Origin of the sequence: Pseudomonas iranensis (assembly GCF_014268585.2) — a bacterium.
In the GTDB taxonomy this organism is placed as follows: Bacteria; Pseudomonadota; Gammaproteobacteria; order Pseudomonadales; family Pseudomonadaceae; genus Aquipseudomonas; species Aquipseudomonas iranensis.
The window spans coordinates 5649512-5674205 of sequence record NZ_CP077092.1 but is presented as its reverse complement, the minus strand read 5'-3'; the positions used below and the strand labels follow the sequence as shown (position 1 = coordinate 5674205).

The 24694-nt window shown below is 61.1% G+C and carries 19 protein-coding genes; 13 read left to right on the top strand and 6 right to left on the bottom strand.

What is annotated here, in order from left to right; all coding sequences use genetic code 11:
* Window positions 1-106 precede the first annotated feature (106 nt).
* The 4 genes from rsmA to HU724_RS25645 are packed head-to-tail and all read right to left on the bottom strand — an operon-like array spanning window position 107 to window position 5979.
* On the bottom strand, window positions 107-925 hold the full coding sequence (gene rsmA, locus HU724_RS25660; RefSeq protein ID WP_186568889.1) for a 16S rRNA (adenine(1518)-N(6)/adenine(1519)-N(6))-dimethyltransferase RsmA: 819 nt from the start codon (window positions 923-925) through the stop codon (window positions 107-109).
* The gene (gene pdxA, locus HU724_RS25655; protein ID WP_186568888.1) at window positions 922-1911 is read right to left on the bottom strand and encodes a 4-hydroxythreonine-4-phosphate dehydrogenase PdxA; all 990 of its coding nucleotides are present in this window, start codon (window positions 1909-1911) and stop codon (window positions 922-924) included. Before pdxA ends, rsmA begins: the two co-directional genes overlap by 4 nt.
* The gene (gene surA / locus HU724_RS25650; protein WP_186568887.1) at window positions 1908-3230 is read right to left on the bottom strand and encodes a peptidylprolyl isomerase SurA; all 1323 of its coding nucleotides are present in this window, start codon (window positions 3228-3230) and stop codon (window positions 1908-1910) included. The genes pdxA and surA overlap by 4 nt, the downstream gene beginning before the upstream one ends.
* Window positions 3205-5979, bottom strand: coding sequence for an LPS-assembly protein LptD (locus tag HU724_RS25645; protein WP_186568886.1), 2775 nt, complete (start codon window positions 5977-5979; stop codon window positions 3205-3207). Before HU724_RS25645 ends, surA begins: the two co-directional genes overlap by 26 nt.
* Window positions 5980-6109: 130 nt before the next feature.
* Between HU724_RS25645 and HU724_RS25640 the strand changes: the two genes are divergently transcribed.
* The 3 genes from HU724_RS25640 to HU724_RS25630 are packed head-to-tail and all read left to right on the top strand — an operon-like array spanning window position 6110 to window position 8566.
* A complete protein-coding gene (locus tag HU724_RS25640; protein ID WP_186568885.1) occupies window positions 6110-7129 on the top strand; it encodes an aminoglycoside phosphotransferase family protein in 1020 nt (339 codons plus the stop codon).
* Complete coding sequence (gene murU / locus HU724_RS25635) at window positions 7126-7797, top strand: N-acetylmuramate alpha-1-phosphate uridylyltransferase MurU (RefSeq protein WP_125925535.1); 672 nt, start codon at window positions 7126-7128, stop codon at window positions 7795-7797. The genes HU724_RS25640 and murU overlap by 4 nt, the downstream gene beginning before the upstream one ends.
* A gap of 1 nt (window position 7798) precedes the next feature.
* On the top strand, window positions 7799-8566 hold the full coding sequence (locus HU724_RS25630; protein WP_016772902.1) for a TerB family tellurite resistance protein: 768 nt from the start codon (window positions 7799-7801) through the stop codon (window positions 8564-8566).
* A 121-nt stretch (window positions 8567-8687) separates the two neighbouring features.
* Here HU724_RS25630 and HU724_RS25625 read toward each other — a convergent pair whose 3' ends face one another.
* Window positions 8688-9674, bottom strand: a complete 987-nt coding sequence (locus HU724_RS25625) for an alpha/beta hydrolase family protein (RefSeq protein WP_186568884.1) — start codon at window positions 9672-9674, stop codon at window positions 8688-8690.
* Between the two features lie 73 nt (window positions 9675-9747).
* Here HU724_RS25625 and HU724_RS25620 point away from each other — a divergent pair, with 73 nt between their 5' ends.
* The 10 genes from HU724_RS25620 (at window position 9748) to trpE (ending at window position 22350) form a co-directional block, all read left to right on the top strand.
* Window positions 9748-12144, top strand: coding sequence for a PAS domain-containing sensor histidine kinase (locus HU724_RS25620; protein WP_186568883.1), 2397 nt, complete (start codon window positions 9748-9750; stop codon window positions 12142-12144).
* Between the two features lie 84 nt (window positions 12145-12228).
* Window positions 12229-12858: a response regulator gene (locus HU724_RS25615; RefSeq protein ID WP_003228820.1), complete on the top strand. Its 630-nt coding sequence runs from the start codon at window positions 12229-12231 to the stop codon at window positions 12856-12858.
* Between the two features lie 333 nt (window positions 12859-13191).
* Window positions 13192-14316, top strand: a complete 1125-nt coding sequence (locus tag HU724_RS25610) for an ABC transporter ATP-binding protein (protein WP_041476689.1) — start codon at window positions 13192-13194, stop codon at window positions 14314-14316.
* Between the two features lie 48 nt (window positions 14317-14364).
* The gene (locus HU724_RS25605; RefSeq protein WP_016772907.1) at window positions 14365-15408 is read left to right on the top strand and encodes an ABC transporter substrate-binding protein; all 1044 of its coding nucleotides are present in this window, start codon (window positions 14365-14367) and stop codon (window positions 15406-15408) included.
* A gap of 275 nt (window positions 15409-15683) precedes the next feature.
* Window positions 15684-16931 (top strand): ABC transporter permease, encoded by a 1248-nt coding sequence (locus tag HU724_RS25600; RefSeq protein WP_016772908.1) that lies wholly within the window; start codon window positions 15684-15686, stop codon window positions 16929-16931.
* 12 nt (window positions 16932-16943) lie between these two features.
* Window positions 16944-17768 (top strand): ABC transporter permease, encoded by an 825-nt coding sequence (locus HU724_RS25595; RefSeq protein ID WP_133336108.1) that lies wholly within the window; start codon window positions 16944-16946, stop codon window positions 17766-17768.
* A 277-nt stretch (window positions 17769-18045) separates the two neighbouring features.
* Entirely contained in the window at window positions 18046-19194 is a 1149-nt protein-coding gene (locus HU724_RS25590) for an iron-containing alcohol dehydrogenase (RefSeq protein WP_016772910.1), read from the top strand.
* Window positions 19195-19308: 114 nt separating this feature from the next.
* Window positions 19309-19983, top strand: a complete 675-nt coding sequence (gene rpe, locus HU724_RS25585; RefSeq protein ID WP_007918813.1) for a ribulose-phosphate 3-epimerase — start codon at window positions 19309-19311, stop codon at window positions 19981-19983.
* A complete protein-coding gene (locus HU724_RS25580; protein WP_041476686.1) occupies window positions 19980-20798 on the top strand; it encodes a phosphoglycolate phosphatase in 819 nt (272 codons plus the stop codon). Before rpe ends, HU724_RS25580 begins: the two co-directional genes overlap by 4 nt.
* A gap of 70 nt (window positions 20799-20868) precedes the next feature.
* Window positions 20869-22350 carry an anthranilate synthase component I gene (trpE, locus tag HU724_RS25575; protein WP_122612453.1) on the top strand — a complete coding sequence of 494 codons (1482 nt, stop codon included), beginning with the start codon at window positions 20869-20871 and terminating at the stop codon, window positions 22348-22350.
* A gap of 171 nt (window positions 22351-22521) precedes the next feature.
* Here the strand turns inward: trpE and estP are convergent, their stop codons facing one another.
* Window positions 22522-24429, bottom strand: coding sequence for an esterase EstP (gene estP, locus HU724_RS25570; RefSeq protein WP_186568882.1), 1908 nt, complete (start codon window positions 24427-24429; stop codon window positions 22522-22524).
* Between the last annotated feature and the right edge of the window lie 265 nt (window positions 24430-24694).

Genomic DNA, 24694 nt, shown 5'->3' with positions numbered 1-24694 from the left:
GGCCTTAACGAAGCGGAACGCGGGGCGTAGCTGATGGGGAATCAGTCTAGGCAAGTATCGGGCAGTAAACCAGAGTGGTGTGCTGCCCGATAGCGTTCATCGCAGGTCAGTCGGCGGCAGGAGCGACCGGAACCTGTATCGCGAGCTGGTCAGCCAGGCGCACGAATGCGGCCAGATCCAGTTGCTCGGGACGCAGGCTGCCATCGACGCCGGCGGCCTCGATTTCCGCGTTGCTGAGCAATTGCTTGAGCGTATTGCGCAGGGTTTTGCGGCGCTGGTTGAACGCCTCGCGGACGACGCGCTCCAGCAACTTGTGATCCTTGGCCGGGTGCGGCAGTACCGCGTGGGGCACGAGACGAACGATCGCCGAATCGACTTTCGGCGGTGGATTGAATGCGCCTGGGCCGACGTTGAACAGATGTTCCACGCGGCAATGGTACTGAACCATGATCGACAGGCGACCCCAGTCACCGCCACCCGGACCTGCGGCCAGACGCTCGACCACTTCTTTCTGCAACATGAAGTGCATGTCGCGAATGATGCCGGCGTTGTCCAGCAGATGAAAAATCAGCGGCGTGGAGATGTTGTACGGCAGGTTGCCAACCACCCGCAGGCTGTTCGGCGCGGCATTCAGCGTATTGAAGTCGAACTTCAGCGCATCGCCCTGATGCAGGTTGAAATTGCTCATGCTGGCAAACTGCTGGTTGAGGATCGGGATCAGATCCTTGTCCAGCTCCACTACGTCGAGTTGCGCGCCGGAGCCCAGCAAACCTTGGGTCAGCGCACCCTGACCGGGGCCGATTTCCAGCAGGCGATCGTCAGGCTTGGCGTGGATGGAGCGCAGGATGCGGTCGATAACGCCGGCATCGTGGAGGAAGTTCTGACCAAAGCGTTTGCGCGCCTTGTGTTGGTATTGCTCGTTCATAAACGGGTCTCGGCCATCTGGTAGGCGGTTTCCAGGGCGACTTGCAGGCTGCCGGTGTCGATCCTGCCGCTGCCGGCCAGATCCAGGGCGGTGCCATGGTCGACCGAGGTGCGGATGATCGGCAGGCCCAGCGTCACGTTGACCGCAGCGCCGAAGCCTTTGTACTTGAGCACGGGCAAGCCCTGGTCGTGGTACATCGCCAGCACTGCGTCGCAGTGCTCCAGATATTTGGGGGTAAACAGAGTGTCGGCAGGCAGCGGGCCACGAAGGTCCATGCCCTCGCCGCGCAGGCGCTCTAATGTCGGTTCGATGATGTCGATTTCTTCATGGCCCAAGTGGCCGCCTTCACCGGCGTGCGGGTTGAGACCGCAGACCAGGATGCGGGGCCGGGCGATGCCGAATTTGTCTTGCAGGTCGGCGTGCAGGATCCGAGTCACTCGCTCCAGTCGCTCCGGGGTGATGGCGTCGGCAATCTCGCGCAGAGGCAGATGCGTGGTGACCAGAGCTACGCGCAAACCGCGAGTGGCCAGCATCATCACTACCTGCGCGGTGTACGTCAGGTCGGCGAGAAATTCAGTGTGTCCAGAGAACGCGATACCCGACTCGTTGATCACACCTTTGTGCACCGGCGCGGTGATCATCCCGGCGAAGTCGCCGTTCAAGCAACCGTTGCCGGCGCGGGTCAGGGTTTCGAGGACGAACGCCGCGTTGGCCTTGTCCAGTTGCCCGGCAACCACCGGTGCGCTGAGCGGCGTATCCCAGACATACAGGCTACCGGCCGGCGCCGGAACATCTGGCCACTGCCCCGGCGCGACATCCAGCAGGTTGATGGCCAGCCCCAGCTGCGCGGCCCGCTCAAGGAGCAGGTCGCGGCTGGTGATGGCAATCAGGGGATGTGGCTGGGCTTGCGAAGCGAGCAGCAGGCACAGGTCGGGACCGATGCCGGCTGGTTCGCCGGGTGTCAGCACGAAACGCTTGGGTTTCACTGCGCTGCCTGGTCTGCACCAGGGAGTTTGATCTCTACGTACGCTTCGTCACGGATCTGACGCAGCCAGGTCTGCAGCTCTTCGTCGTATTTGCGGTTCCGCAGTACGGTCATGGCTTGCTGCTCACGGGCCTGTTCGGTGCCGTCAGTGGCGCGACGGCCAAGGACTTCCAGCACGTGCCAGCCGTATTGGGTCTGGAATGGCTTGGACAGCTGACCTTGTGGGGTCGAAGCCATCACTTCGCGGAATTCCGGTACCAGCACGTTCGGGTCGATCCAGTTCAGGTCGCCACCGTTAAGGGCGGAACCCGGATCTTCCGAATAGTTTTTCGCCAGTTCGGCAAAGTCTTCGCCGGCGGTGATGCGGTCATACAACGATTGCACCAGTGCCTTGGTCTTGGCTTCGTCGCGGATCGGGCTCGGCTTGACCAGGATGTGACGCACATGAACTTCGTCGCGCATCTGCGCTTCGCCGCCACGTTTGCCCAGCAACTTCAGAATGATGAAGCCGCCCGGCGTACGCGCAGGCTGAGTGACGTCGCCAACCGCCATGCTGCTCAGCTCACGATCGAACGGAGGTGGCAGTTGTGCGGCTTTACGCCAGCCCATGTCGCCGCCTTCCAGCGCGTTGTCGCTGCCGGATTTGGCCACGGCCATCTGACCGAAGTCAGCGCCTTGCTTGAGCTGCTGGTAAACATCCATGGCCTGACGATAAGCGCTCTGAATCGCTTCAGAGTTGGCGCTTTCAGGGGTCGGAATCAGGATGTTGGCCAGGTGCAGTTCTTCGGACAGTTGCATCTTGCCGAGGTCAGAGGCGAGGAAGTTCTTCACTTCCTGCTCGGAAACCTGAATGCGTTCTGCCACGCGACGCTGACGCACACGGCTGATGATCATTTCGCGCTTGATCTGATCACGGGCGTCGTCATAGTTCAGGCCATCGCGAGCCAGCGCAGCACGGAACTGATCAACAGTCATGTTGTTGCGCTGGGCGATGGTGCCGACAGCCTGGTTCAACTCTTCGTCAGTGATGCGGATGCCGGAGCGTTCGCCGATCTGCAGTTGCAGGTTTTCGACGATCAGGCGCTCGAGCACTTGCTGATCGAGCACGCCCGGAGGCGGCAGACCGCCACCGCGCTTGGCGATGGTCTGCTGAACTTCGTGAACGCGCTGGTCCAGTTGGCTCTGCATGACCACGTCGTTATCGACGATCGCCACCACTTTATCGATGGACTGTACGGCGGCGTTGGCCGCCGTACCCAGGAACAACGCGCCCAGCAGCACCGGGCGCAGACAATCAGAAAGCTTGGTCTTCACGTTCACGATAACCTTGAATGCCTTTGTCGAGGAAGCTCTCTACCTTGGCGCCAGTCAGGCCGCCGAGTCCCTTCAGAACAATTTGGAGGAAGATGCCATGGTCGCCTTTTTCGTTTTCCGGGGCGTTCTGACTGTTTTCGTCATAAGCGACCCAGTAACGATTGATCAGGCGCAGTTTCCAGCAGCAGTTGTCGTATTCGAAACCACCGAAGGCTTCCAGCGTGCGATTGCGGTTGTAGTCGTACTGCCAGCGGCTGATGGCGTTCCACTGCGGAACGATCGGCCAGATGACCGAGAAATCATGCTGCTGGATCTTGTAGTAGTCCTTCACGTAGCCAGGTTGACCCGGGGTGCCATAGTCACCGCCGCCCACCTGCCATTTACCGGTGTTCTGGTCATAACGAACCTGGTCGTTACGATAGCGATAACCAACGTTGACCACCTTGTTCGGGTTGTCTTCCGGCTGGTAATGGAACATCGCACTGCCGGAGCGTGGGCTGCGGCTGTCCGGATCCCAGTTGTAGTCGGCGGTGGTGCGCCAATCGCGGTTCCAGCGGTATTCGTATTCCAGCGCGTATGGCGATACGTCGGACTTCGCGTCGTCACGATCGTTGAAAGCGATACCCGGCAGTTGGACCTTGCGATCCTTGAAGTACAGAGCCTGGCCGACGCTGATGCGCTGACGCTCGAAACCGTTGTCTTCGATCCAGCGACTGGTCACGCCCAGCGACAGCTTGTTCTCGTCACCGACACGGTCGGCGCCGGAGAAGCGGTTGTCGCGGAACAGCGAGGCGTAGTTGAAGGTGTACTCGCTGGTGTCGAAAACCGGAATGTCTTCCTGATCTTTCTCAGGTACGTAGAGATAGAAGAGACGTGGTTCTAGGGTCTGGCGATAGTTCTTGCCGAAATAGGAGGTATTGCGGTCGAAGTACAGTCCACTATCTACGCTGGCTATAGGGACGCCACGGTTCTGGTTGCGACTGTAGTCTTCACCAGCCAGTAGCGTGCTTTTGCCTTGCTGGTCGAGATCAAGCTGATACTGCGTGTACTGATACTTCAACGATGGTTTGAGGAAACCATACGTCCAGTTCATCGGCAGGCTGACGCCCGGCTTCAGATTCAGGCGATCGCCGTTGGCGCGAGCCAAGCCGGTGATGTTTGTGTCGAGACGTCGTTCGGCAATGCCATCTTCATTGATGAAGTCACCATCACGTAGATCGCGATCGAAACGAACCAGCTCGGTCTCGTAGTCGAAATTCAGACCTTCCGGATGATACGGCAGCTGACCATTGAAAGTGATCTGCGGCAGGCGACCATAAGGCGTGATATTCGACACGGTAGCCAGCTGATACTGCTGGGCATTCAGGCGTGCGGTGTAGCTGTCGCCACGATAAGTGACCGAGCCCTGCTGGTTGACGAAGTCGTCGCTCTTGACGCCGATCTGGTCGGTTTGCAGGTCCTGGAAGTAATACGGATCGCTTATCTTGGTGTAGTCAACCTGGGTCAGCACGCGGGAGTCGAGACCGCCCTTGTGCTGCCAGTTGTACATATAGCGAGTGTCCTTGTAGTCGGACTGAAGCTTGCGATCGTCGTTTTCATCGTTGAGATACGCCGCACCGAACTGACCTTCGCTCGACTTGGTCAGGTAGCGGAACTCACCCTCCACCAGCATGCCGCGCTTGCTCATGTAACGCGGGTACAACGTGGCGTCATAGTTAGGCGCCAGGTTGAAGTAGTACGGGGTGACCAGCATGAAGCCGGTGTCGCTGCCCGAGCCGATGGTCGGCGGCAGGAAGCCTGACTGGCGACGGTCGTCGATCGGGAAGTAGATGTACGGGGTGTACAGAATCGGAATGTCTTTGACGCGCAACGTCACGTTGGTCGCGGTACCGAAACCGGTGGCCGGGTTCAAGGTGATGTTGTTGCCCTTGAGCTGCCAGGCGTTGCTGTTCGGTTCGCACGTGGTGTACGTGCCGTCCTTCAGACGAATGATCGCGTTTTCGGCGCGCTTGGCGTACAGCGCGTTACCGCGAATGCGCGATTTGTGCATCACGTATTCGGCGTTGTCGACCTTGGCTTCGCCGGTGTCGAGCTGCACATCGGCGTGGTCGCCGACGATCAGCGCGCCGTTGTCGCGGATGCGCACGTTACCGGCCAGTTCGCCACGGCTTTCGGCCTGATACAGGTTGGCCTCGTCGGCTTCGACCTGCATGCTGCCCTGACGCATGATCACGTCACCGGCAAGGCTGGCGACCTGGGTGTCCTGCTCGTAACGCGACGCTTTTGCACCGATGAAGGTCGGCGCGTCACTTTTATTCGTCTTGTCATTCATGCCAGGACGAATCGGTTCGATATAGGAACCAGAGCAGTAAGGACCGGTCTCGGCCAGTTGCGCGGCAGTGAGCTTCTCGCGCGGAACCCAGTCGAGGTGACTGTAGTCTTCGCTACGGGATTTCAGGCCACGGCCCTTGGCTTCGGTGACCAGTGCGGTTTTCGCACCGGTCTCTGCGCCGGAACCGTTGTCGGCCGGGGTCTCGCCGGCAGCGCTGACGGCACTGCCGTCATGCACCGGACGCGGCGGCAAGGCCGCAGCGGGCGACTTGGGCGCACAATCCCAGCCACCCGTAGCCGAGACGGAGCAGTCATACTGCTCGGCGGCAACAACGAATTGACTGGCCAGAGGTTGCATAGCCAGCAGACTGCCGGTTACCAACAACGGAAATTTTTTACGAAACGCGGGGGATTTCAATGCCATCTTATTAGTCCGGGCTTCCTGCGTGCCATCTGCCCGCGGTGTGGGCCGCACGCCTCTCGATGGTCTGAAAAAGATGCTGGATAATAAAGCATGACCCGCTTGACGGCTAGCGCCGTCGGAGACCCTTGCAATGCCTGACCAAGATGTACGCTTGCAACACCTGAAAGTTTGGCTCGATGAGCAGTTGGCAAAGCTGTTTGCCGAGCAGGGCTGGGGCACCGTGCCCCCGGCCACGTTGACCGCGGCCAGCAGCGACGCGAGTTTCCGCCGCTACTTCCGCTGGGAGGGCGATGGTCGCAGCTTCGTCGTGATGGACGCGCCGCCCCCGCAGGAAAACTGCAAACCGTTCGTGGATATCGCCTTTTTGCTGGCGAAATCCGGAATTAATGTGCCGAAAATTTACGCCGAAGACCTCGAGCGCGGTTTTCTTTTGCTCAATGACCTGGGCAACAAGACCTATCTCGACGTCATCGATGGCGAAAATGCCGACGCGTTATTCCACGATGCCCTGCAAGCGCTGTTGGCTTTTCAACAGTTGCCGATGGTTGCGCCGTTGCCCTGTTACGACGTCGCCCTATTGCGTCGTGAGCTGGAGTTGTTCCCCGAGTGGTACGTCAAACGTGAGCTGGGCGTCGAGTTCGATGCGGCCCAGCAGCAACAATGGCAGCACATCAGCGAGTTGCTGATCGACAGCGCGCTGGCGCAGCCGAAAGTGCTGGTGCACCGCGACTACATGCCGCGCAACCTGATGCTCAGCGAGCCCAACCCTGGCGTGCTGGATTTCCAGGACGCGGTGTACGGCCCGGTGACCTACGACGTCACCTGCCTGTTCAAGGATGCTTTCCTCAGCTGGCCGGAAGAACGCGTGCGCGGCTGGCTGGAAAGTTATTGGCAGCAGGCCTCGGCGCTGGATATTCCGGTGCAGGCGGATTTCGAAGACTTCCTGCGCGCCAGCGACCTGATGGGCGTGCAGCGTCACCTGAAAGTCATCGGCATCTTCGCGCGTATCTGCCATCGCGATGGCAAGCCGCGTTATCTGGCCGATGTGCCGCGCTTCTTCTCTTATATAGAAGCAGTGATCGCCCGCCGTCCTGAACTGGCGGAACTGCAAGCGCTGTTCAGCAGCTTGCGTGCTGGAGCGACGGCATGAAGGCAATGATTCTGGCGGCGGGCAAAGGCGAGCGCATGCGCCCGCTGACCCTGACCACGCCGAAACCGCTGGTGCGTGCCGCTGGCGTGCCGCTGATCGAGTATCACCTGCGCGCCCTCGCGGCCGCAGGCTTCAACGAAATCGTCATCAACCACGCCTGGCTTGGTCAGCAGATCGAGGATCATCTGGGCGACGGTTCGCGTTTCGGCCTGAGCATCCAGTACTCGCCGGAAGGCGAGCCGCTGGAAACCGGTGGCGGGATTTTCCGTGCGCTGTCGTTACTTGGTGACGATGCGTTTCTGGTGGTCAACGGCGACATCTGGACCGATTACGACTTCAGCGTGCTGCACCAGCCGATCAATGGCCTGGCGCATCTGGTGCTGGCGGACAATCCGCCGCATCACCCGAAAGGCGACTTCACTCTCATCGACGGCAAAGTGCGGGACGGCGAGCCTGATGCGCAGACGCTGACTTACAGCGGTATCGCCGTGCTGCATCCGCAGTTGTTCGACGGTTGCAGCGATGGCGCTTTCAAGCTTGCACCGCTGCTACGCAACGCCATGGCCAAAGGTGAAGTGACGGGCGAGCGCCTGAAGGGGCATTGGGTAGATGTTGGTACCTACGAGCGTCTGGCCGAAGCCGAAGCTTTGATAGAAGCGAGTCGCTGAGATGCTGTGGCCAGGGACTCTGATTGGAGCCGGAGTGGGGTACGCGATTGCCAGCATTCCGGGGGCCATGCTTGGGGCGTTGTTGGGGCAGGCGCTGGATCGGCGCTTGCACTTGCAGAGCTGGGGACATTTACGCGAAAAGCTCGGCGGCCGGCCGATGCTGCGCAACGATGAATTGCTGTTCGTTTTGCTCGGGCGTCTGGCCAAGAGCGACGGGCGCGTCACTGACGGGCATATCCAGCAGGCGCGCAACGAAATGCGCGCGCTGGAAATGAGCGAGCCGGCGACGCGGCGGGCCATTGCTGCATTCAATCGCGGCAAGTCCGGCAGCGACAATCTGCGCGGCTATCTGCGTCGTTTGAGTTCGCAACCGCATGCGGCTGAGGGCGTGTTGCGTGCCTGTTGGCGAATGGTCTGGGCTGATGGTCGCGCCGGGGTCAGCGAACGCGAGTTGCTGGCGCAGTGGGGCAAATGGCTCGGCTGGACGGCGCAGCAGGTGCAGGCATTAGCCAGCGATTACGAGCCGGGCAAGCGGCCGATCGTCAGTGCGGCAGTGAGCTATCAGGAGGCGATGAAGCTGCTTGGTGTGTCAGCGAGCAGCGAGCCGGCACAGATCAAGCGCGCTTACCGGCGATTGCTCAGTCGCCATCACCCGGACAAGATCGCCGGCAGCGGCGCGACCCCGGCGCAGGTACGTGAGGCGACCGAGCGGACGCGGGAATTGCACAATGCCTACACGTTGATTCGGGAGCGACGGGATTTTCGCTAGAAGTTAGATGGGTGTTGCTTGTGCTTGCCCCTTCGCGAGCAGGCTCGCCCCCACATTGAATTGTGCATAAGTCAATGTGGGGGCGAGCCTGCTCGCGAAGAGGGGCGACTCGGTCTGAATGTCAGTCAACAGCCTGAGGATTCAACCAGCCCCGCACCCGCCGAAACAATTGTTCCTGCTCTGCCTTCTTGTCTGGCAACACCTTCAGCGCCACTTGGCTGAACGCCGAGGTCTTCAGGCGCTTGCTTGCTTGCATGCGCTCCAGCGCCGCGTTGCGATCCAGCGCTTTGTCCATGTAAAAAATATCCACCGTCGGCAGCTTCAGCGTCGGCGTCAGTTCGGCGAGTGGCGGCAGGGCTTTGGTCGGGACTTGCGCATCGACCATCACCAGTTTTTCCACCTGCGGCGTCTGCCGCTCGCTGAGAAAACGCGCCGCCCAATAAGCGCCGGTGCCGTGGCCGAGCACGACAATGCTGCGCGCGCTCTGCTGTTCGGCGTAGGCAATCGCTGCGTCGATTCGCCCGAAAATGCGATCGGCATCGGCTTTGGCCTGTTCTTCGCTGGTCTCGGCGACCACCTGTTCGGCAACTTCCGCTTCACCGCCAGCGGCCTGTTCGATCGGTTGTGCGGTGGCGGCATCCTTGCTTGTGGTTTCCGGGGCTTTCGGCGCGGCGGTTGGTTCGATCACGCGCGGAGCAATGGCGTCGCCTTGCAGATCCGGCAGGGTGATACTCAGGCTGCTCCACTCGGCATCCGGGAATTTGCGTCGCAATGGGCCGATTGCCTGAGGCCAGTCAGCGGTTTCGCCGGCACCGGGAACGATGATCACCGCGCCTTTGGGTTCGGCGCTGTTGGCCGGTTTCCACAGGGCGAGGAAAGTGTCGCTGCCAGCCTGCAGTTGTTGCTGCTCTTGCGCCGGCAGTTTACGTTGCAGTGCGGCGGCCTCTTCCTGACTACGCTCAAGCAGTGGCTGGCGCTCGGCCGGTTTTTCTTCGGCGGGTTTATCCGTGGCGGCAGGCGCCGGGTCGGCGGCTTCGACGGAAAACGCACAAGGCAGGATCAGCGACAGGCACAATGCTGGCAGTGCCAGGCGGTAGACAGAGGGCATCGGTTATTCCAGGCCAGAAATTATCCCGGCAGCCTAATGGGTTGGTCAGTATTTGTCAGTGTATGAGACTTCAATGAAGCGATTTTGCTGCCTGTGGGTTATCGGCTGTTTGTGGTTTCCCTTGATGGGCTGGACGGCGCCTGCGCCACCGGATCATGCCGCGCAATTGTCGCCAAAGCAGCAGCAATGGCTGGCGCAGCACACTGAATTGCGTGTTGGCCTGGTCTTGCAGGCACCCTACGCGACCTACGATCGGCGCCTGCAGCGATTGTCCGGGGCCAATGTCGAGTTGATGAAACTGCTGGCCAAAACCCTCGGCGTGGAACTGAGCTGGCGCAACTTTCAGGATCTCGGGGCGTTGGAAAACGCTTTGCGCGAGGGCGAGATCGACATCGCCCCGGGCCTCAGCCAGACCCCGAGCGCGCTGCGCCTCTGGCAGTTTTCCGACCCCTACATGCGCGTGCCGCAACTGGTGGTCAGCGACCAGAAGAGCAGCGGCGCGGTCGATCTGGAAAAACTCGACAGCCAGACCCGCGTCGCCGTGCGCATGCCGAGCAGCACCGCCGATTATCTGCGCAGCAACTATCCGCATCTGAATCTGCAAGGCGTGCCGCTGGAACGGCAAGCGTTGCAACTGCTGTTGAGTCAGCAAGCCTCCTACGCGGTGGTCGACGAAGCACAGTTGGGGCGTCTGTCGGTGGAGCCGGAATTTGCCGAACTGGTGGTGGTCGGCGATATCGGCCTGCCGCAACTGCTGCGCGTGGCCTCGCGGCGCGATTGGCCGGAGCTGGCCGGCATCGTCCAGAGCGCCTTGCGCGCGATCCCGGCCAAGGATCTGGAACAACTGCACAACCAATGGCTGCAGCCGAAATACCCACGGCTGACCGAATCGCCGGGGTTCTGGCAGAACCTCAGTCTGTTGTTCGCGGTGATGCTGCTCAGTTGCGCGGCGATCGTGGCGTGGCAGCGGCGCCAACAGCACAGCCTCGAACAGCGCCTGCTCAGCGCCCGCGAAGACATTGCATTGCGCGCGGCCAGTGAAGAGGCGCTGCGGCTGACACAATTTTCCATCGACCAAAGCACCGTCGGCATTCTCTGGGTCAATTGGGACAGCCATGTGCGTTACGCCAACCGCGCGGCTGAAAACATGCTTGGTTATCCCTCGGGCGGGCTGATCGAACGGCCGCTGATCGATTTCGAGCCCGGCCTGCATATGGATCGCTGGCTCAATCTGTGGAAGCGTGCACGGGCCAGTGAAGAAGGGCCGCCGAGCTTCGAAACCAGTTGCCTGCGCGCCGATGGCACTGTCCTGCCGGCGGACGTTTCCCTGAGCTTCCTGCGTTTTCGCGACAGTGAATATCTGGTGGTCTACCTCACCGACGTCACCGACCGCCGCCGCGCGCTCGCCGCTTTGCAGGAAAGCGAGGCGCGCCTGCAAGGCATCGCCGCCAACGTCCCGGGTCTGGTGTTCAGGCTGGAGCGGGCACCGGTCACCGGGCAGATCGACTTTGCCTACATCAGCGAAGGCAGCGAAAGTCTGGTCGGTTATGCGCCGGCAGCCATCGCCCATCGCGACATGGGCCTGCGCAGTCTGGTGCACCCCGACGACAAGGCCAGTTATCACCGCACCCAGGATCAGGCGCTGGACACTGACAGCGACTGGTCGTGGCAAGGCCGCATCGTCACGCGCCAGGGCGAGCAGCGCTGGGCCGAGATCAAGGCGATCACCCGCCAGCTGGAGGACGGCGCCTATGTGTGGGACGGCATCGTCTGGGACATCAGCGAAAGCAAACGCATCGAGCTGGAACTGGCGGCCTCGCGCGAGCAACTGCGCGAACTGTCGGCGCACCTGGAAAGCGTGCGTGAAGAAGAGAAGGCGCGCATCGCCCGGGAAGTCCATGATGAGTTGGGACAGATGCTCACCGTGCTGAAACTGGAGACATCGATGTGCGAATTGGCCTACGCGCAACTCGACCCGGGTCTGAACGAGCGGCTCAACAGCATGAAACGCCTGATCGCGCAGTTGTTTCAGCTGGTACGCGATGTGGCGACGGCGTTGCGTCCTCCGATTCTTGATGCCGGGATTGCCTCGGCCATCGAGTGGCAGGCACGGCGTTTCGAGGCGCGCACACAGATACCGTGTCTGGTGCAGGTGCCGGACAACCTGCCGGCACTCAGCGATGCCAAGGCGGTGGGGCTGTTCCGGATCTTGCAGGAGGCGCTGACCAATGTGATGCGCCATGCTCAGGCGCACACGGTGGAGCTGACGCTGGAGCTTGCGGGCGATGAATTGTGTCTGACCGTCAGCGATGATGGCGTAGGATTTGTCGCGGCCGAGGGTAGGCCGCCGTCGTTTGGCCTGGTCGGCATGCGTGAGCGGGTGCTGATCATGGGCGGGCGGCTGGAGCTGGTGAGTGAGCCGGGGGAGGGCACCAGTCTGGTGGTGCGAGTGCCGGTGAGTGAAGTCTGAGGATTTGTGTCGTGAGTGCTGACGCCTTCGCGAGCAGGCTCGCTCCCACAGGGATTGGTGTGTACCTGAAATCTGGAGAAGAACGTGATCCGTGTACTGGTAGCCGAAGACCACACCATCGTCCGTGAAGGCATCAAGCAATTGATTGGCCTGGCCAAAGATCTGCAAGTAGTGGGGGAGGCGAGCAATGGCGAGCAACTGCTCGAAACCCTGCGCAGCGTGCCGTGCGAGGTGGTGTTGCTGGACATCTCCATGCCCGGCGTCAATGGCCTGGAAGCGATCCCGCGCATTCGGGCGCTGAACAATCCGCCGGCGATTCTGGTGCTGTCGATGCACGACGAAGCGCAAATGGCCGCTCGCGCATTGAAGGTCGGCGCGGCCGGGTATGCGACCAAGGACAGCGATCCGGCGCTGCTGCTCACGGCGATCCGCAAGGTCGCGGCGGGCGGGCGCTACATTGACCCGGAACTGGCCGACCGCATGGTCTTCGAAGTCGGCCTGACCGATACCCGGCCGCTGCATTCGCTGTTGTCAGAACGCGAATTCTCGGTGTTCGAACGCCTCGCTCAGGGCGCCAACGTCAACGACATCGCCCAGCAACTGGCCTTGAGCAGCAAGACCATCAGCACCCACAAGGCGCGGCTTATGCAGAAGCTCAACATCACCTCGTTGGCTGAACTGGTGAAATACGCGATGGAGCACAAACTGCTCTGACCATCACCACCCTCATGTGGGAGCGAGCCTGCTCGCGAAAGCGGCGTAACAGTCAGCCATTCAGTTTGATGACCCACCGCATTCGCGAGCAGGCTCGCTCCCACAGGTTCGGAGTAGGCATATCCATTAGCGACAGACGCTTTTGCCTATACTAGCGGCTTGCAGCTTGCCCCTTGCCGCTGCGCTTGCCCAAACGCGCCATCCTTGTAGGGCAATCCCTACACCCAACCTTCCACTCCGCTTAAGCGATTCTCTCCTGCACCCCGATTTGCGTGGCCGCCGCCAGCCACTAGGCTTGATGAACAAGCAGTCATCAATAACAAAGGTGTGGGTATGAGCCAGGTCGATACAAGCGCAGGGACCAGTGATGTGCTGGTCAGCTTTCGTGGTGTGCAGAAGAGCTACGACGGCGAGAACCTGATCGTCAAAGACCTCAACCTGGACATTCGCAAGGGCGAATTCCTCACCCTGCTCGGGCCGTCCGGTTCCGGCAAGACCACCAGCCTGATGATGCTCGCCGGTTTCGAAACGCCGACCGCCGGTGAAATCCTCCTGTCCGGGCGTTCGATCAACAACGTGCCGCCGCACAAGCGCGATATCGGCATGGTGTTCCAGAACTACGCGCTGTTCCCGCACATGACTGTCGCGGAGAACCTTGCTTTCCCGTTGACCGTGCGCGGCTTGAACAAAAGCGATGTCAGCGAGCGGGTGAAGAAAGTCCTCAGCATGGTTCAGCTCGATGCCTTCGCTTCGCGCTATCCGGCGCAGTTGTCCGGTGGTCAGCAGCAACGTGTGGCACTGGCCCGCGCGCTGGTGTTCGAGCCGCAACTGGTGTTGATGGACGAGCCGCTGGGCGCCCTCGACAAGCAACTGCGTGAACACATGCAGATGGAGATCAAACACCTGCACCAGCGCCTCGGCGTGACCGTGGTCTACGTGACCCACGATCAGGGTGAAGCGCTGACCATGTCTGACCGCGTGGCGGTATTCCATCAGGGCGAGATCCAGCAGATCGCCCCGCCGCGCACGCTCTACGAAGAGCCGAAAAACACCTTTGTCGCCAACTTCATTGGCGAGAACAACCGCCTCAACGGCCGCCTGCTCAGCCAGAGTGGCGAGCGCTGCGTGGTCGAGTTGGGGCGTGGCGAAAAAGTCGAGGCGCTGGCCGTCAACGTCGGTCAGACCGGCGAACCGGTGACTCTGTCGATCCGACCGGAGCGCGTCAGCCTCAACGGTTCGAGCGATCAATGCGTCAACCGCTTCTCAGGGAGGGTGGCGGAATTCATCTATCTGGGCGACCACGTCCGGGTGCGCCTGGAAGTCTGCGGCAAGACCGACTTCTTCGTGAAACAACCGATTGCCGAGCTCGATCCTGCGCTCAGCGTCGGCGACGTGGTTCCGCTTGGCTGGCAGGTCGAGCACGTTCGTGCGCTCGATCCGCTTTTAGAGGCGCACTAAGCGCCCCGGCAATACCAACACCAACCCTGCACGTGGAGAGAACAATAAATGTTGAGATCCCTGAAGTTCACCGCCCTGACTCTGGGCCTGATGGGTGCCACCGGCGCAATGGCTGCCGGCCCGGACTTGACCGTGGTGTCGTTTGGCGGGGCGAACAAGGCGGCGCAAGTCAAAGCCTTCTATGCACCGTGGGAAGCGGCGGGTAACGGCAAGATCGTTGCCGGCGAATACAACGGCGAGATGGCCAAGGTCAAAGCCATGGTCGACACCAAGAGCGTGTCGTGGGATCTGGTCGAAGTTGAATCGCCAGAGCTGTCCCGTGGTTGCGACGAAGACATGTTCGAGCAACTCGACCCGGCGCTGTTCGGCAAGACCGAAGACTACGTCAAAGGCGCCATTCAGCCGTGCGGCGTAGGTTTCTTTGTGTGGTCTACCGTGCTGGCCTACAACGCCGACAAGCTGAAGACCGCACCGACCAGTTGGGCGGATTTCTGGGACACGAAGAAATTCCCGGGCAAGCGCGGCCTGCGCAAAGGCGCCAAGTACACCCTCGAATTCGCGCTGATGGCCGATGGTGTGGCGCCGAAAGACGTCTACAAAGAGCTGGCGAGCAAGGGCGGCCAGGATCGCGCCTTCAAGAAACTCGATGAGCTCAAGCCAAGCATTCAGTGGTGGGAAGCCGGCGCACAACCGCCGCAATACCTCGCTTCCGGCGACGTGGTGATGAGTTCGGCCTACAACGGTCGCATCGCGGCGGTGCAGAAAGAATCCAACCTGAAAGTGGTGTGGAACGGCGGCATCTACGACTTCGACGCCTGGGCCATCCCGAAAGGTCTGGACGCCAAGCGCGCCGAAGCGGCGAAGAAGTTCATTGCCTTCTCGGTGCAGCCGCAGCAGCAGAAGACCTACTCGGAAAACATCGCCTACGGCCCGGCCAACACCCAAGCCGTGCCGCTGCTGGCCAAGGATGTCCTGAAAGACATGCCGACCACCCCGGAAAACATCGCCAACCAGGTGCAGATCGACGTCAGCTTCTGGGCTGATAACGGCGAACAACTGGAACAGCGCTTCAATTCCTGGGCGGCGAAATAACCACTGTTTTACCTGTATGGAGGATGGCAAGGGCGCTTTTGTGGCGAGGGGATTTATCCCCGTCCGGTTGCGAAGCAGCCCCGAAGCCATACCCGCTCGGTGGGTCAGATAAACCGCATTCTCAGGTTTTACGACTGCTGCGCAGCCGAACGGGGATAAATCCCCTCGCCACAAAGGTTCGCTGCCACAGGAGGGCTCGCTCCCACAGGTAGCAGTTCAACGCAACAGAGGTGGTTCGCCACCTCTGTCACGATCAAAGATTTGCGGAGTACGTCATGGCCATCGCCGTTCCCCTGAACGAGGGCGCCAGCCCCACCTTGAAGCAGAAGCTCAAGCACGCCGAGCGGGTCAACCGCTGGAAAGCCCAGGCGCTGATTGCGCCGCTGGTGCTGTTTCTGCTGCTGGTGTTTCTGGTGCCCATCGTGGCGCTGCTCTATAAAAGCGTCGGCAACCCGGAAGTGGTTGGCGGCATGCCGCGCACTGTCACCGCCATCGCCAGTTGGGACGGTCGTGGTCTGCCCGCCGAGCCGGTGTACAAAGCTGCCAGCGAAGACCTCGCCGAAGCCCGCAAAAACCAGACGCTGGGCGATCTGTCCAAGCGCTTGAACATGGAGTTGGCCGGCTACCGCAGCCTGCTGACCAAAACCGCCCGGGCGCTGCCGTTCGCCAGCGAACCGGCTTCTTATAAAGAAGCGCTGGAAGCGCTCGACGAACGCTGGGGCGACCCGGCCTACTGGCAAGCGGTGAAACGCAACACCAGCAGCATCACTCCGTATTACCTGCTGGCGGCGGTCGATCACCGTATCGATGATCTCGGCGAACTGGCCCCGGCCACCCCGGATCAGGCGATCTACCTCGACATCTTCGCCCGCACGTTCTGGATGGGCCTGGTCATCACCGTGATCTGCCTGCTGCTCGCCTATCCACTGGCTTATCTGCTGGCGAATCTGCCTTCGCGGCAGAGCAACCTGCTGATGATCCTGGTGCTGCTGCCGTTCTGGACTTCGATTCTGGTGCGGGTCGCAGCGTGGATCGTGCTGCTGCAATCGGGCGGCCTGATCAACAGTGCGCTGCTGGCCATGGGCATCATTGATAAACCGCTGGAACTGGTGTTCAACCGCACCGGCGTGTACATCTCGATGGTGCACATTCTGCTGCCGTTCATGATTCTGCCGATCTACAGCGTGATGAAAGGCATCTCGCCGACCTACATGCGCGCGGCGATTTCCCTCGGCTGTCATCCGTTCGCCAGTTTCTGGCGGGTGTACTTCCCGCAGACCTATGCCGGCGTTGGCGCCGGCTGCCTGCTGGTGTTCATCCTCGCGATTGGCTACTACATCACCCCGGCGCTGCTCGGCAGCCCGAACGACCAAATGGTCAGCTACTTCGTCGCTTTCTACACCAACACCAGCATCAACTGGGGCATGGCCACCGCGCTCGGCGGCCTGCTGTTGCTGGCGACCGTGGTGCTTTATCTGATCTACAGCTGGCTGGTCGGCGCCAGTCGCCTGCGCCTGAGCTAAGGGGAATTTGCGATGCTGAGTCCTTACATGTCGCCCATCGAACGGGTGTGGTTCTACAGCCTGCGGATCCTCTGCGGCCTGATTCTGTTGTTCCTGATCCTGCCGGTGCTGGTGATCATTCCGCTGTCGTTCAACTCGGGGAGTTTCCTGGTCTATCCGCTGCAAGGTTTCTCGCTGCAGTGGTACCACGACTTCTTCGCCTCGGCGGAATGGATGCGCGCGCTGAAGAACAGCATCATCGTCGCCCCGGCGGCGACGGTGCTGGCGATGATTTTCGGCACGCTGGCGGCGATCGGCCTGACCCGTGGCGACTTCCCAGGCAAGTCACTGGTGATGGCGCTGGTGATTTCGCCGATGGTGGTGCCGGTGGTGATCATCGGCGTGGCGAGTTATCTGTTCTTCGCGCCGCTGGGGCTGGGCAACAGCTTCTTCTCGCTGATCGTCGTGCATGCGGTATTGGGTGTGCCGTTTGTGATCATCACCGTGTCGGCGACGTTGCAGGGTTTTAATCACAATCTGGTGCGTGCTGCTGCGAGTCTCGGCGCATCGCCGCTGACTGCATTCCGCCGGGTGACCTTGCCGCTGATTGCGCCGGGAGTGATTTCCGGGGCGCTGTTTGCCTTTGCCACTTCTTTCGATGAAGTGGTGGTGACGCTGTTTCTTGCCGGGCCTGAGCAGGCGACATTGCCTCGGCAGATGTTCAGCGGGATTCGCGAGAACCTCAGCCCGACGATTGCCGCTGCGGCGACGTTGCTGATTGCCTTCTCGGTGATTCTGCTGCTGACACTGGAATGGCTACGTGGCCGCAGCGAAAAACTGCGGTCTGCTCAGGTTTAAGGGCCAGATCAAAAGCTTACCCCCTCACCCCAGCCCTCTCCCCCAGGGGGGCGAGGGGGAAAGGGAGCAGAACGTTGTGCTTTTCAAAGCCTGAGTTCGACTTGGTATCGCAAGTCGATGTACTTCTCCCAAACAACTCGGTCAGTCCCTCTCCCTTTGGGAGAGGGCTAGGGTGAGGGGCTTTTGCTTTTGGTCATTCATGACCTGAATAGCAGACAACCCCAAATCCCCAGCTAATCTTGTGCCCAGCTCCCACATCTATAAGAGGCTGCGCACCATGAGTCTGTCCCAGTTCAAAATCGCTCACAAACTGATCACCGGCGCCGCAGCCATCGAACAACTGGCCGCCGAACTCACCCGCCTCGACATCGACAACCCGTTGATCGTCACCGACGCCGCGCTGGTCAAGTCCGGTACTGTCGAGCTGGCGCTGGTGCAACTCGGCGGGCGCGAATACGAGATTTTCGACCGTGTACTGCCCGATCCGGAAATCGCCATCGTCGAAGACTGCATGCGCGCCTATCGCGAAGGCGGGCATGACGGCTTGATCGGCCTCGGGGGCGGCAGCGCCATCGATATTGCCAAGAGTGTCGCCGCCTACGCCGGTTACCACGGTGCGCTGGAAGATCTGTTCGGTGTCGATCAGGTGCCGCGCAAGGGCCCGCCGCTGATCGCCATTCCGACCACCGCTGGCACCGGCTCTGAAGTTACCAACGTGGCGATCCTCTCGGACAAGGTCGCGCAGTTGAAGAAAGGCATCGTCAGCGACTATCTGTTGCCGGACGTGGCGCTGGTCAGTCCGCAAATGACCCTGACCTGCCCACGCAGCGTCACCGCCGCCAGTGGTGTCGATGCACTGGTGCACGCTATCGAATCCTATCTGTCGGTGAACGCCTCGCCGATCACCGACTCCCTCGCCATCGGCGCAATCAAGCTGATCGCCAGCGCTCTGCCCAAGGCCTACGCCAACGGCGCCAATCTGCAAGCGCGCGAAGACATGGCCACCGCCAGCCTGATGGCCGGCATGGCGTTCGGTAACGCCGGGGTGGGTGCGGTGCATGCGCTGGCCTACCCGCTGGGCGGGCGCTTCAACATTGCCCACGGCGTCAGCAACGCCTTGCTGCTGCCCTATGTGATGACCTGGAACAAAATGGCCTGCGTCGAACGCATGCAGGATATTGCCGAAGCCATGGGCGTGAAGACCGCTCATCTGAGTGCCAGCGAAGCTGCGGACAAAGCCGTGCAGGCCATGACCGACCTGTGCGCCGCGGTGGAAATCCCTGCCGGGCTGCGCAGTTTCGGCGTGCCTGAGGAAGCAATTCCGGCGATGGCGGTGGAGGCCGCCGGCATCGAGCGCTTGATGCGCAACAACCCGCGCAAACTCAGCGCCGGCGACATCGAGAAGATCTACCGCGCGGCTTACTGAGGCGCGGTCGCTGAGGGCTCATGGCACAACCCAATCATCGCGGTCCCGGTGCGCGCGTGGAAACTTGAGGTATACAATGCGCGCCATCGTGATTTAGCTCAGCACAGGTGCGTCATGCAGCCCTTCGTAATTGCTCCGTCGATCCTCTCCGCCGACTTCGCCCGCCTCGGCGAGGAAGTGGACAACGTTCTCGCCGCCGGCGCCGACTTCGTCCACTTCGATGTCATGGACAACCACTACGTACCGAACCTGACGATCGGCCCGATGGTCTGCGCGGCACTGCGCAAGTACGGCGTCACCGCGCCGATCGACGCGCACCTGATGGTCAGCCCGGTGGACCGCATCGTCGGCGACTTCATCGAAGCCGGCGCGACTTACATCACCTTCCACCCGGAAGCCACGCTGCACGTCGATCGCTCGCTGCAACTGATCCGCGAAGGCGGCTGCAAGTCCGGTCTGGTGTTCAATCCGGCGACTCCGCTGGACGTGCTCAAGTACGTGATCGACAAGGTCGACATGGTTCTGCTGATGAGCGTCAACCCGGGCTTCGGCGGGCAAAAGTTCATTCCCGGCACCCTCGACAAATTGCGTGAAGCGCGGGCGATCATCGACGCTTCCGGTCGCGACATCCGCCTGGAAATCGACGGCGGCGTCAACGTCAACAATATCCGCGAAATTGCCGCTGCTGGCGCTGATACCTTCGTCGCCGGCTCGGCCATTTTCAACGCGCCGAACTATCAGGAAGTCATCGACAAGATGCGTTCCGAACTGGCACTGGCGCGCCCATGAGCGGTTTTGAGCAGTTGTTCCCGGGGCAACTGCCACGCTTGGTGATGTTCGATCTGGATGGCACGCTGATCGATTCGGTTCCCGACCTGGCAGCGGCGGTGGACACCATGCTGCTCTCCCTCGGCCGTCCGCCGGCGGGCATCGAAGCGGTGCGCGAATGGGTCGGCAATGGCGCGCCGGTGCTGGTGCGTCGGGCCCTGGCCGGTGGCATCGATCACTCGGCAGTGGATGACGCCGAAGCCGAGCGCGCACTGGAGATTTTCATGGAGGCGTACGGCGCCAGCCATGAGCTGACCGTGGTCTATCCCGGTGTGCGCGACACGCTCAAGTGGCTGCACAAGCAAGGCGTGGCCATGGCGTTGATCACCAACAAGCCGGAGCGCTTCGTCGCGCCCCTGCTCGATCAGATGAAGATCGGCCGCTACTTCAAGTGGATCATCGGCGGCGATACCCTGCCGCAGAAGAAGCCTGACCCGGCGGCGCTGTTTTTCGTGATGAAAATGGCCAATATCCCGGCCTCGCAATCGTTGTTCGTCGGCGACTCGCGCAGCGATGTGCAGGCGGCGAAAGCGGCGGGGGTCAAATGTGTCGCGCTGAGTTATGGCTACAACCATGGCCGGCCGATTGCCGAGGAATCCCCGGCACTGGTGATCGACGATTTGCGCAAACTAATTCCCGGTTGCCTGGATCTGGCCGGTGGGATAACGTTGCCCGACGCAGTTCAACCCCCTTCTGGAAACGCCATCGTGGTGGTCACCCGCAAACTCTGGATGAAAGTCATCAAGGCCCTGGCCCGCTGGCGTTGGCGCGCCTGACTGATTCTGGCCGGCCGTGCCGGCGCGTTTGCATACCTGACTGATTGCACCTCACACCACGAGGCACCTTATGAATCGCGAAGAATTCCTGCGTCTGGCCGCTGACGGCTATAACCGCATCCCGCTGGCCTGCGAAACCCTGGCCGACTTCGACACGCCGCTGTCGATCTACCTGAAACTGGCCGACCAGCCCAACTCCTACCTGCTCGAGTCGGTGCAGGGCGGCGAGAAATGGGGCCGTTATTCGATCATCGGCTTGCCGTGCCGCACCGTGCTGCGGGTTCATGATCATCACGTCAGCATCACCGTGGATGGCGTCGAGACCGAAAGCCATGACGTCGAAGACCCGCTGGCCTTCGTTGAAACCTTCAAAGCGCGCTACAACGTGCCGACCATCGCCGGCCTGCCGCGCTTCAACGGTGGACTGGTGGGTTACTTCGGTTACGACTGTGTGCGCTATGTCGAGAAGCGTCTGGGCAAATGCCCGAACCCGGATCCGCTGGGCGTGCCGGACATTCTGCTGATGGTTTCCGACGCCGTTGTAGTGTTCGACAACCTGGCCGGCAAGATGCACGCGATCGTTCTCGCCGACCCTGCGCAGGCCGATGCGTTCGAGCAAGGTCAGGCGCGTTTGCAGGAACTGCTCGAGCAACTGCGTCAGCCGATCACCCCGCGTCGTGGCCTGGATTTCAGCAAACAGCAATCGGCCGATCCGGTGTTCCGTTCCAGTTTCACTCAGGACGATTACGAAAAAGCCGTCGACACCATCAAGGAATACATCCTCGCCGGCGACTGCATGCAGGTCGTGCCGTCGCAGCGTATGTCGATCGACTTCAAAGCTGCGCCGATCGATCTGTACCGTGCCCTGCGGTGCTTCAACCCGACGCCGTACATGTACTTCTTCAACTTCGGCGATTTCCATGTCGTCGGCAGTTCGCCGGAAGTGCTGGTGCGCGTCGAAGACAATCTGATCACCGTGCGCCCGATCGCCGGCACGCGCCCACGCGGTGCCACCGAAGAAGCCGATGTGGCGCTGGAGCAGGATCTGCTCTCGGATGACAAGGAGATCGCCGAGCACTTGATGCTGATCGATCTGGGTCGCAACGATACCGGGCGAGTCTCGGAAATCGGCTCGGTGAAGCTCACCGAGAAAATGGTCATCGAACGCTATTCCAACGTGATGCACATCGTCTCCAACGTCACCGGCCAGTTGAAGTCGGGCCTGACCGCGATGGACGCACTGCGGGCGATTCTGCCGGCGGGTACGTTGTCGGGCGCACCGAAGATTCGCGCGATGGAAATCATCGACGAGCTGGAGCCGGTCAAGCGCGGTGTGTACGGCGGCGCGGTCGGTTACTTCGCCTGGAACGGCAACATGGACACCGCCATTGCCATTCGCACGGCAGTGATCAAGAACGGCGAATTGCACGTGCAGGCCGGCGGCGGCATCGTTGCCGACTCGGTGCCGGCGCTGGAATGGGAAGAAACCCTGAACAAGCGCCGCGCGATGTTCCGCGCCGTGGCCCTGGCCGAGCAAACCCCGGACGCCTGAGCCACGCAATTTCCCATGTGGGAGCGAGCCTGCTCGCGAAGAGGATGTGTCAGTCACCGTTGATATTGACTGACCCGGCGCTTTCGCGAGCAGGCTCGCTCCCACATTGAGTTTTGTGTTGAGGCATAAAAAAAGCGGCGCCCTGACAGGCGCCGCTTTTGCATCTACGACTCAGAAATCCAGCACAACCCCGACATTCAGGCCCTGCTGCTTGAAGTCATCATCCTTGCGGAAGGTATAACCGCCACGCAGCGCCAGATCCGCCGTCAGCTTGTGACTGACACCCAGGCTCAAGCGGTTCAGGTGACTTGCCGGTGTGTAGCCTTCAAGGGTGAAGTCATTCGCCGGCAGGGTGTTGAGGGCGATGTTGACCTTCTGCACGTCATCTTCGTACTCACGCTCGTGGGCGTATTCGCCATACACCTGGGTTTGCGCGGTGAAGTTGTACTTGCCCTGAATGCCCAGGCCCAGGCGTTTCGAATCGCGGCTCTGGTCATCGAAGGTCAGCGCCGTGGCGCGGTTGCTCTTTTCCGAGTAACCGTCGACGTCGACACTGGCGTAATCGGCGCTGACAAACGGCGACAGATGCCATTGGCTGCCCGGTTGCGCAATGTCATAGCCCAGGCGCGTGCTGAACGCCCACAGGCTGCCGTCGGTATTGCCTTTCTCCGCACCCTCGCTGGCGCCGAGGTCGAACTTGCGTTTGAGGTTGTCGTAGTCGAGTTTGCCGCCGGTCAGCGCCGCGTCGGCCCACCAGCGGTTCTGCTGGAACTGGGCAAACGCGGTGGCCATGTAGCTGTTGAGTTTGTAATCGGAATCGTTGTGCCCGGCCTCGAGATTCTGTCGATACAAACCGGCCGCCACGCCCACGCGCCAGGCCTCGTTCAAGCGATAGCTGCCGCCGACGTTGAGGTTGTAACCGCTGCCATCGGCGCTGGCGCCGCTGCTTTGGCTGTCGACATCCAGATGCTGTCCGCCGGCCGAGACAATTGCGCGCCATTGGCCGGCCGCTTGCCAGTTCTCCCAGTCTGCCTGCCATTGGTTGCGCAATTCATCCTGATGCGCACGCACGGTGCCGTGGGCCATTTCAGGTAGCAGGCTCAATTCCCACGGCGCAGCCAACAGCGAATAGGCGTAATCGGCGATCAGTTTTTGCCCGGATTCGGTCGGGTGTACGCCGTCGTTGTAGATCAGCTTGGTCGGATCCGGCGTGGCGCTGTTGATCCCGTAGCGGGCGTTTTCCGTGCAGCTATTGCCACTGAAGCAGGTCGCGGTGAGGTTCTGGTCGGTAGCCAGACCGAAGCGCCCCGGGTCGGCGAAGACTTCCGAGAGCAGCGCCGGAATGTTCAACGGAATGACTTCGGCGTTGATGCCTTGCAGGCGCGTCACCAACTGACTGTTGAACTGGTTGGCGAGGGTGCTGCTGAACGCTTGCAGCGGCGTGCCGTTCAGAGCAGGTGTCAGGCCCACGTCGGGCAGCAGCCAGACCATCACGTATTTGGCGCCGGCGGTCTGCAGGGTTTGCACGCTATCGGCCAGTCGATCGGCTGCGGCGTTGGCCTGGGGCAGGCTGAGAATGCGGCCCTGGAGGAAATCGTTGCCGCCACCGGAAATGTAATACAGCGCATTCGGGTCGGCGCGGAAGCCGTTCGACGGCAGGTATCCGGCGCGGGTGCGTTCGCCGGTGGCCGATTGGGTGGTGATCGAGTCGAGAATCTGGTCGGTGCGATAACCACCGACCGCCCAGTTGTTGCCGTCAGGCTGGCCGTTTTCCGCGCGCACCGCGGAGCTGGAAGAGGCTGTCTGGTCGGGCGAAAAGCCCAGGCGGCCGCCAAGCAACTGGGTGGAATTCAATGAAAAAACTTCGCCGCTGCCATCCTGATACACCGGCCCGGTACGGTTGGTGTAACGCTCGGTGGAGCCCGCCGGGCCGCCCGTGTCGGCGAAGGTACCGGCATCGTTGAGGCTGTCACCGAAGACGATGAAACTCGAATAAGGATTGGGCGCTGCATTGGCCTGGGCGCAAGCGAGTGCGAGCAAGCAGCTGGCCAGCGGTACAAACAACGTCTGTCTGATCATGAGCAAGTCCGTTTATTTATTGTTGTAGGTGAACGAAACGACAGTACCAAAAACGTTCGGCATTTTGCCATCGGTCGCGAATCCCTCTGCCGTTTTATAACCCGCAGGCCCCGCCATATTGCACGCTCCGCCCAGCTAAGTTACTGTGCCGGAACGTATGAACGAGACCTTCCCCGTGTTGATCACCAGCAAACTCCTGGATCAAGTCATCAAGGCACACGCCCGCTGGCGTTGGCGCGCCTGAATCTTCTCTGCCGGCTCCGCC

Coding starts and splice junctions, on each gene's coding strand:
- HU724_RS25600 (WP_016772908.1), top strand. CDS start 15,684: ATGGCCATCGCCGTTCCCCTGAACGAGGGCGCCAGCCCCACCTTGAAG.
- HU724_RS25605 (WP_016772907.1), top strand. CDS start 14,365: ATGTTGAGATCCCTGAAGTTCACCGCCCTGACTCTGGGCCTGATGGGT.
- trpE (WP_122612453.1), top strand. CDS start 20,869: ATGAATCGCGAAGAATTCCTGCGTCTGGCCGCTGACGGCTATAACCGC.
- HU724_RS25640 (WP_186568885.1), top strand. CDS start 6,110: ATGCCTGACCAAGATGTACGCTTGCAACACCTGAAAGTTTGGCTCGAT.
- rsmA (WP_186568889.1), bottom strand. CDS start 925: ATGAACGAGCAATACCAACACAAGGCGCGCAAACGCTTTGGTCAGAAC.
- HU724_RS25630 (WP_016772902.1), top strand. CDS start 7,799: ATGCTGTGGCCAGGGACTCTGATTGGAGCCGGAGTGGGGTACGCGATT.
- murU (WP_125925535.1), top strand. CDS start 7,126: ATGAAGGCAATGATTCTGGCGGCGGGCAAAGGCGAGCGCATGCGCCCG.
- HU724_RS25625 (WP_186568884.1), bottom strand. CDS start 9,674: ATGCCCTCTGTCTACCGCCTGGCACTGCCAGCATTGTGCCTGTCGCTG.
- estP (WP_186568882.1), bottom strand. CDS start 24,429: ATGATCAGACAGACGTTGTTTGTACCGCTGGCCAGCTGCTTGCTCGCA.
- HU724_RS25610 (WP_041476689.1), top strand. CDS start 13,192: ATGAGCCAGGTCGATACAAGCGCAGGGACCAGTGATGTGCTGGTCAGC.
- HU724_RS25595 (WP_133336108.1), top strand. CDS start 16,944: ATGCTGAGTCCTTACATGTCGCCCATCGAACGGGTGTGGTTCTACAGC.
- HU724_RS25620 (WP_186568883.1), top strand. CDS start 9,748: ATGAAGCGATTTTGCTGCCTGTGGGTTATCGGCTGTTTGTGGTTTCCC.
- HU724_RS25590 (WP_016772910.1), top strand. CDS start 18,046: ATGAGTCTGTCCCAGTTCAAAATCGCTCACAAACTGATCACCGGCGCC.
- rpe (WP_007918813.1), top strand. CDS start 19,309: ATGCAGCCCTTCGTAATTGCTCCGTCGATCCTCTCCGCCGACTTCGCC.
- HU724_RS25580 (WP_041476686.1), top strand. CDS start 19,980: ATGAGCGGTTTTGAGCAGTTGTTCCCGGGGCAACTGCCACGCTTGGTG.
- HU724_RS25645 (WP_186568886.1), bottom strand. CDS start 5,979: ATGGCATTGAAATCCCCCGCGTTTCGTAAAAAATTTCCGTTGTTGGTA.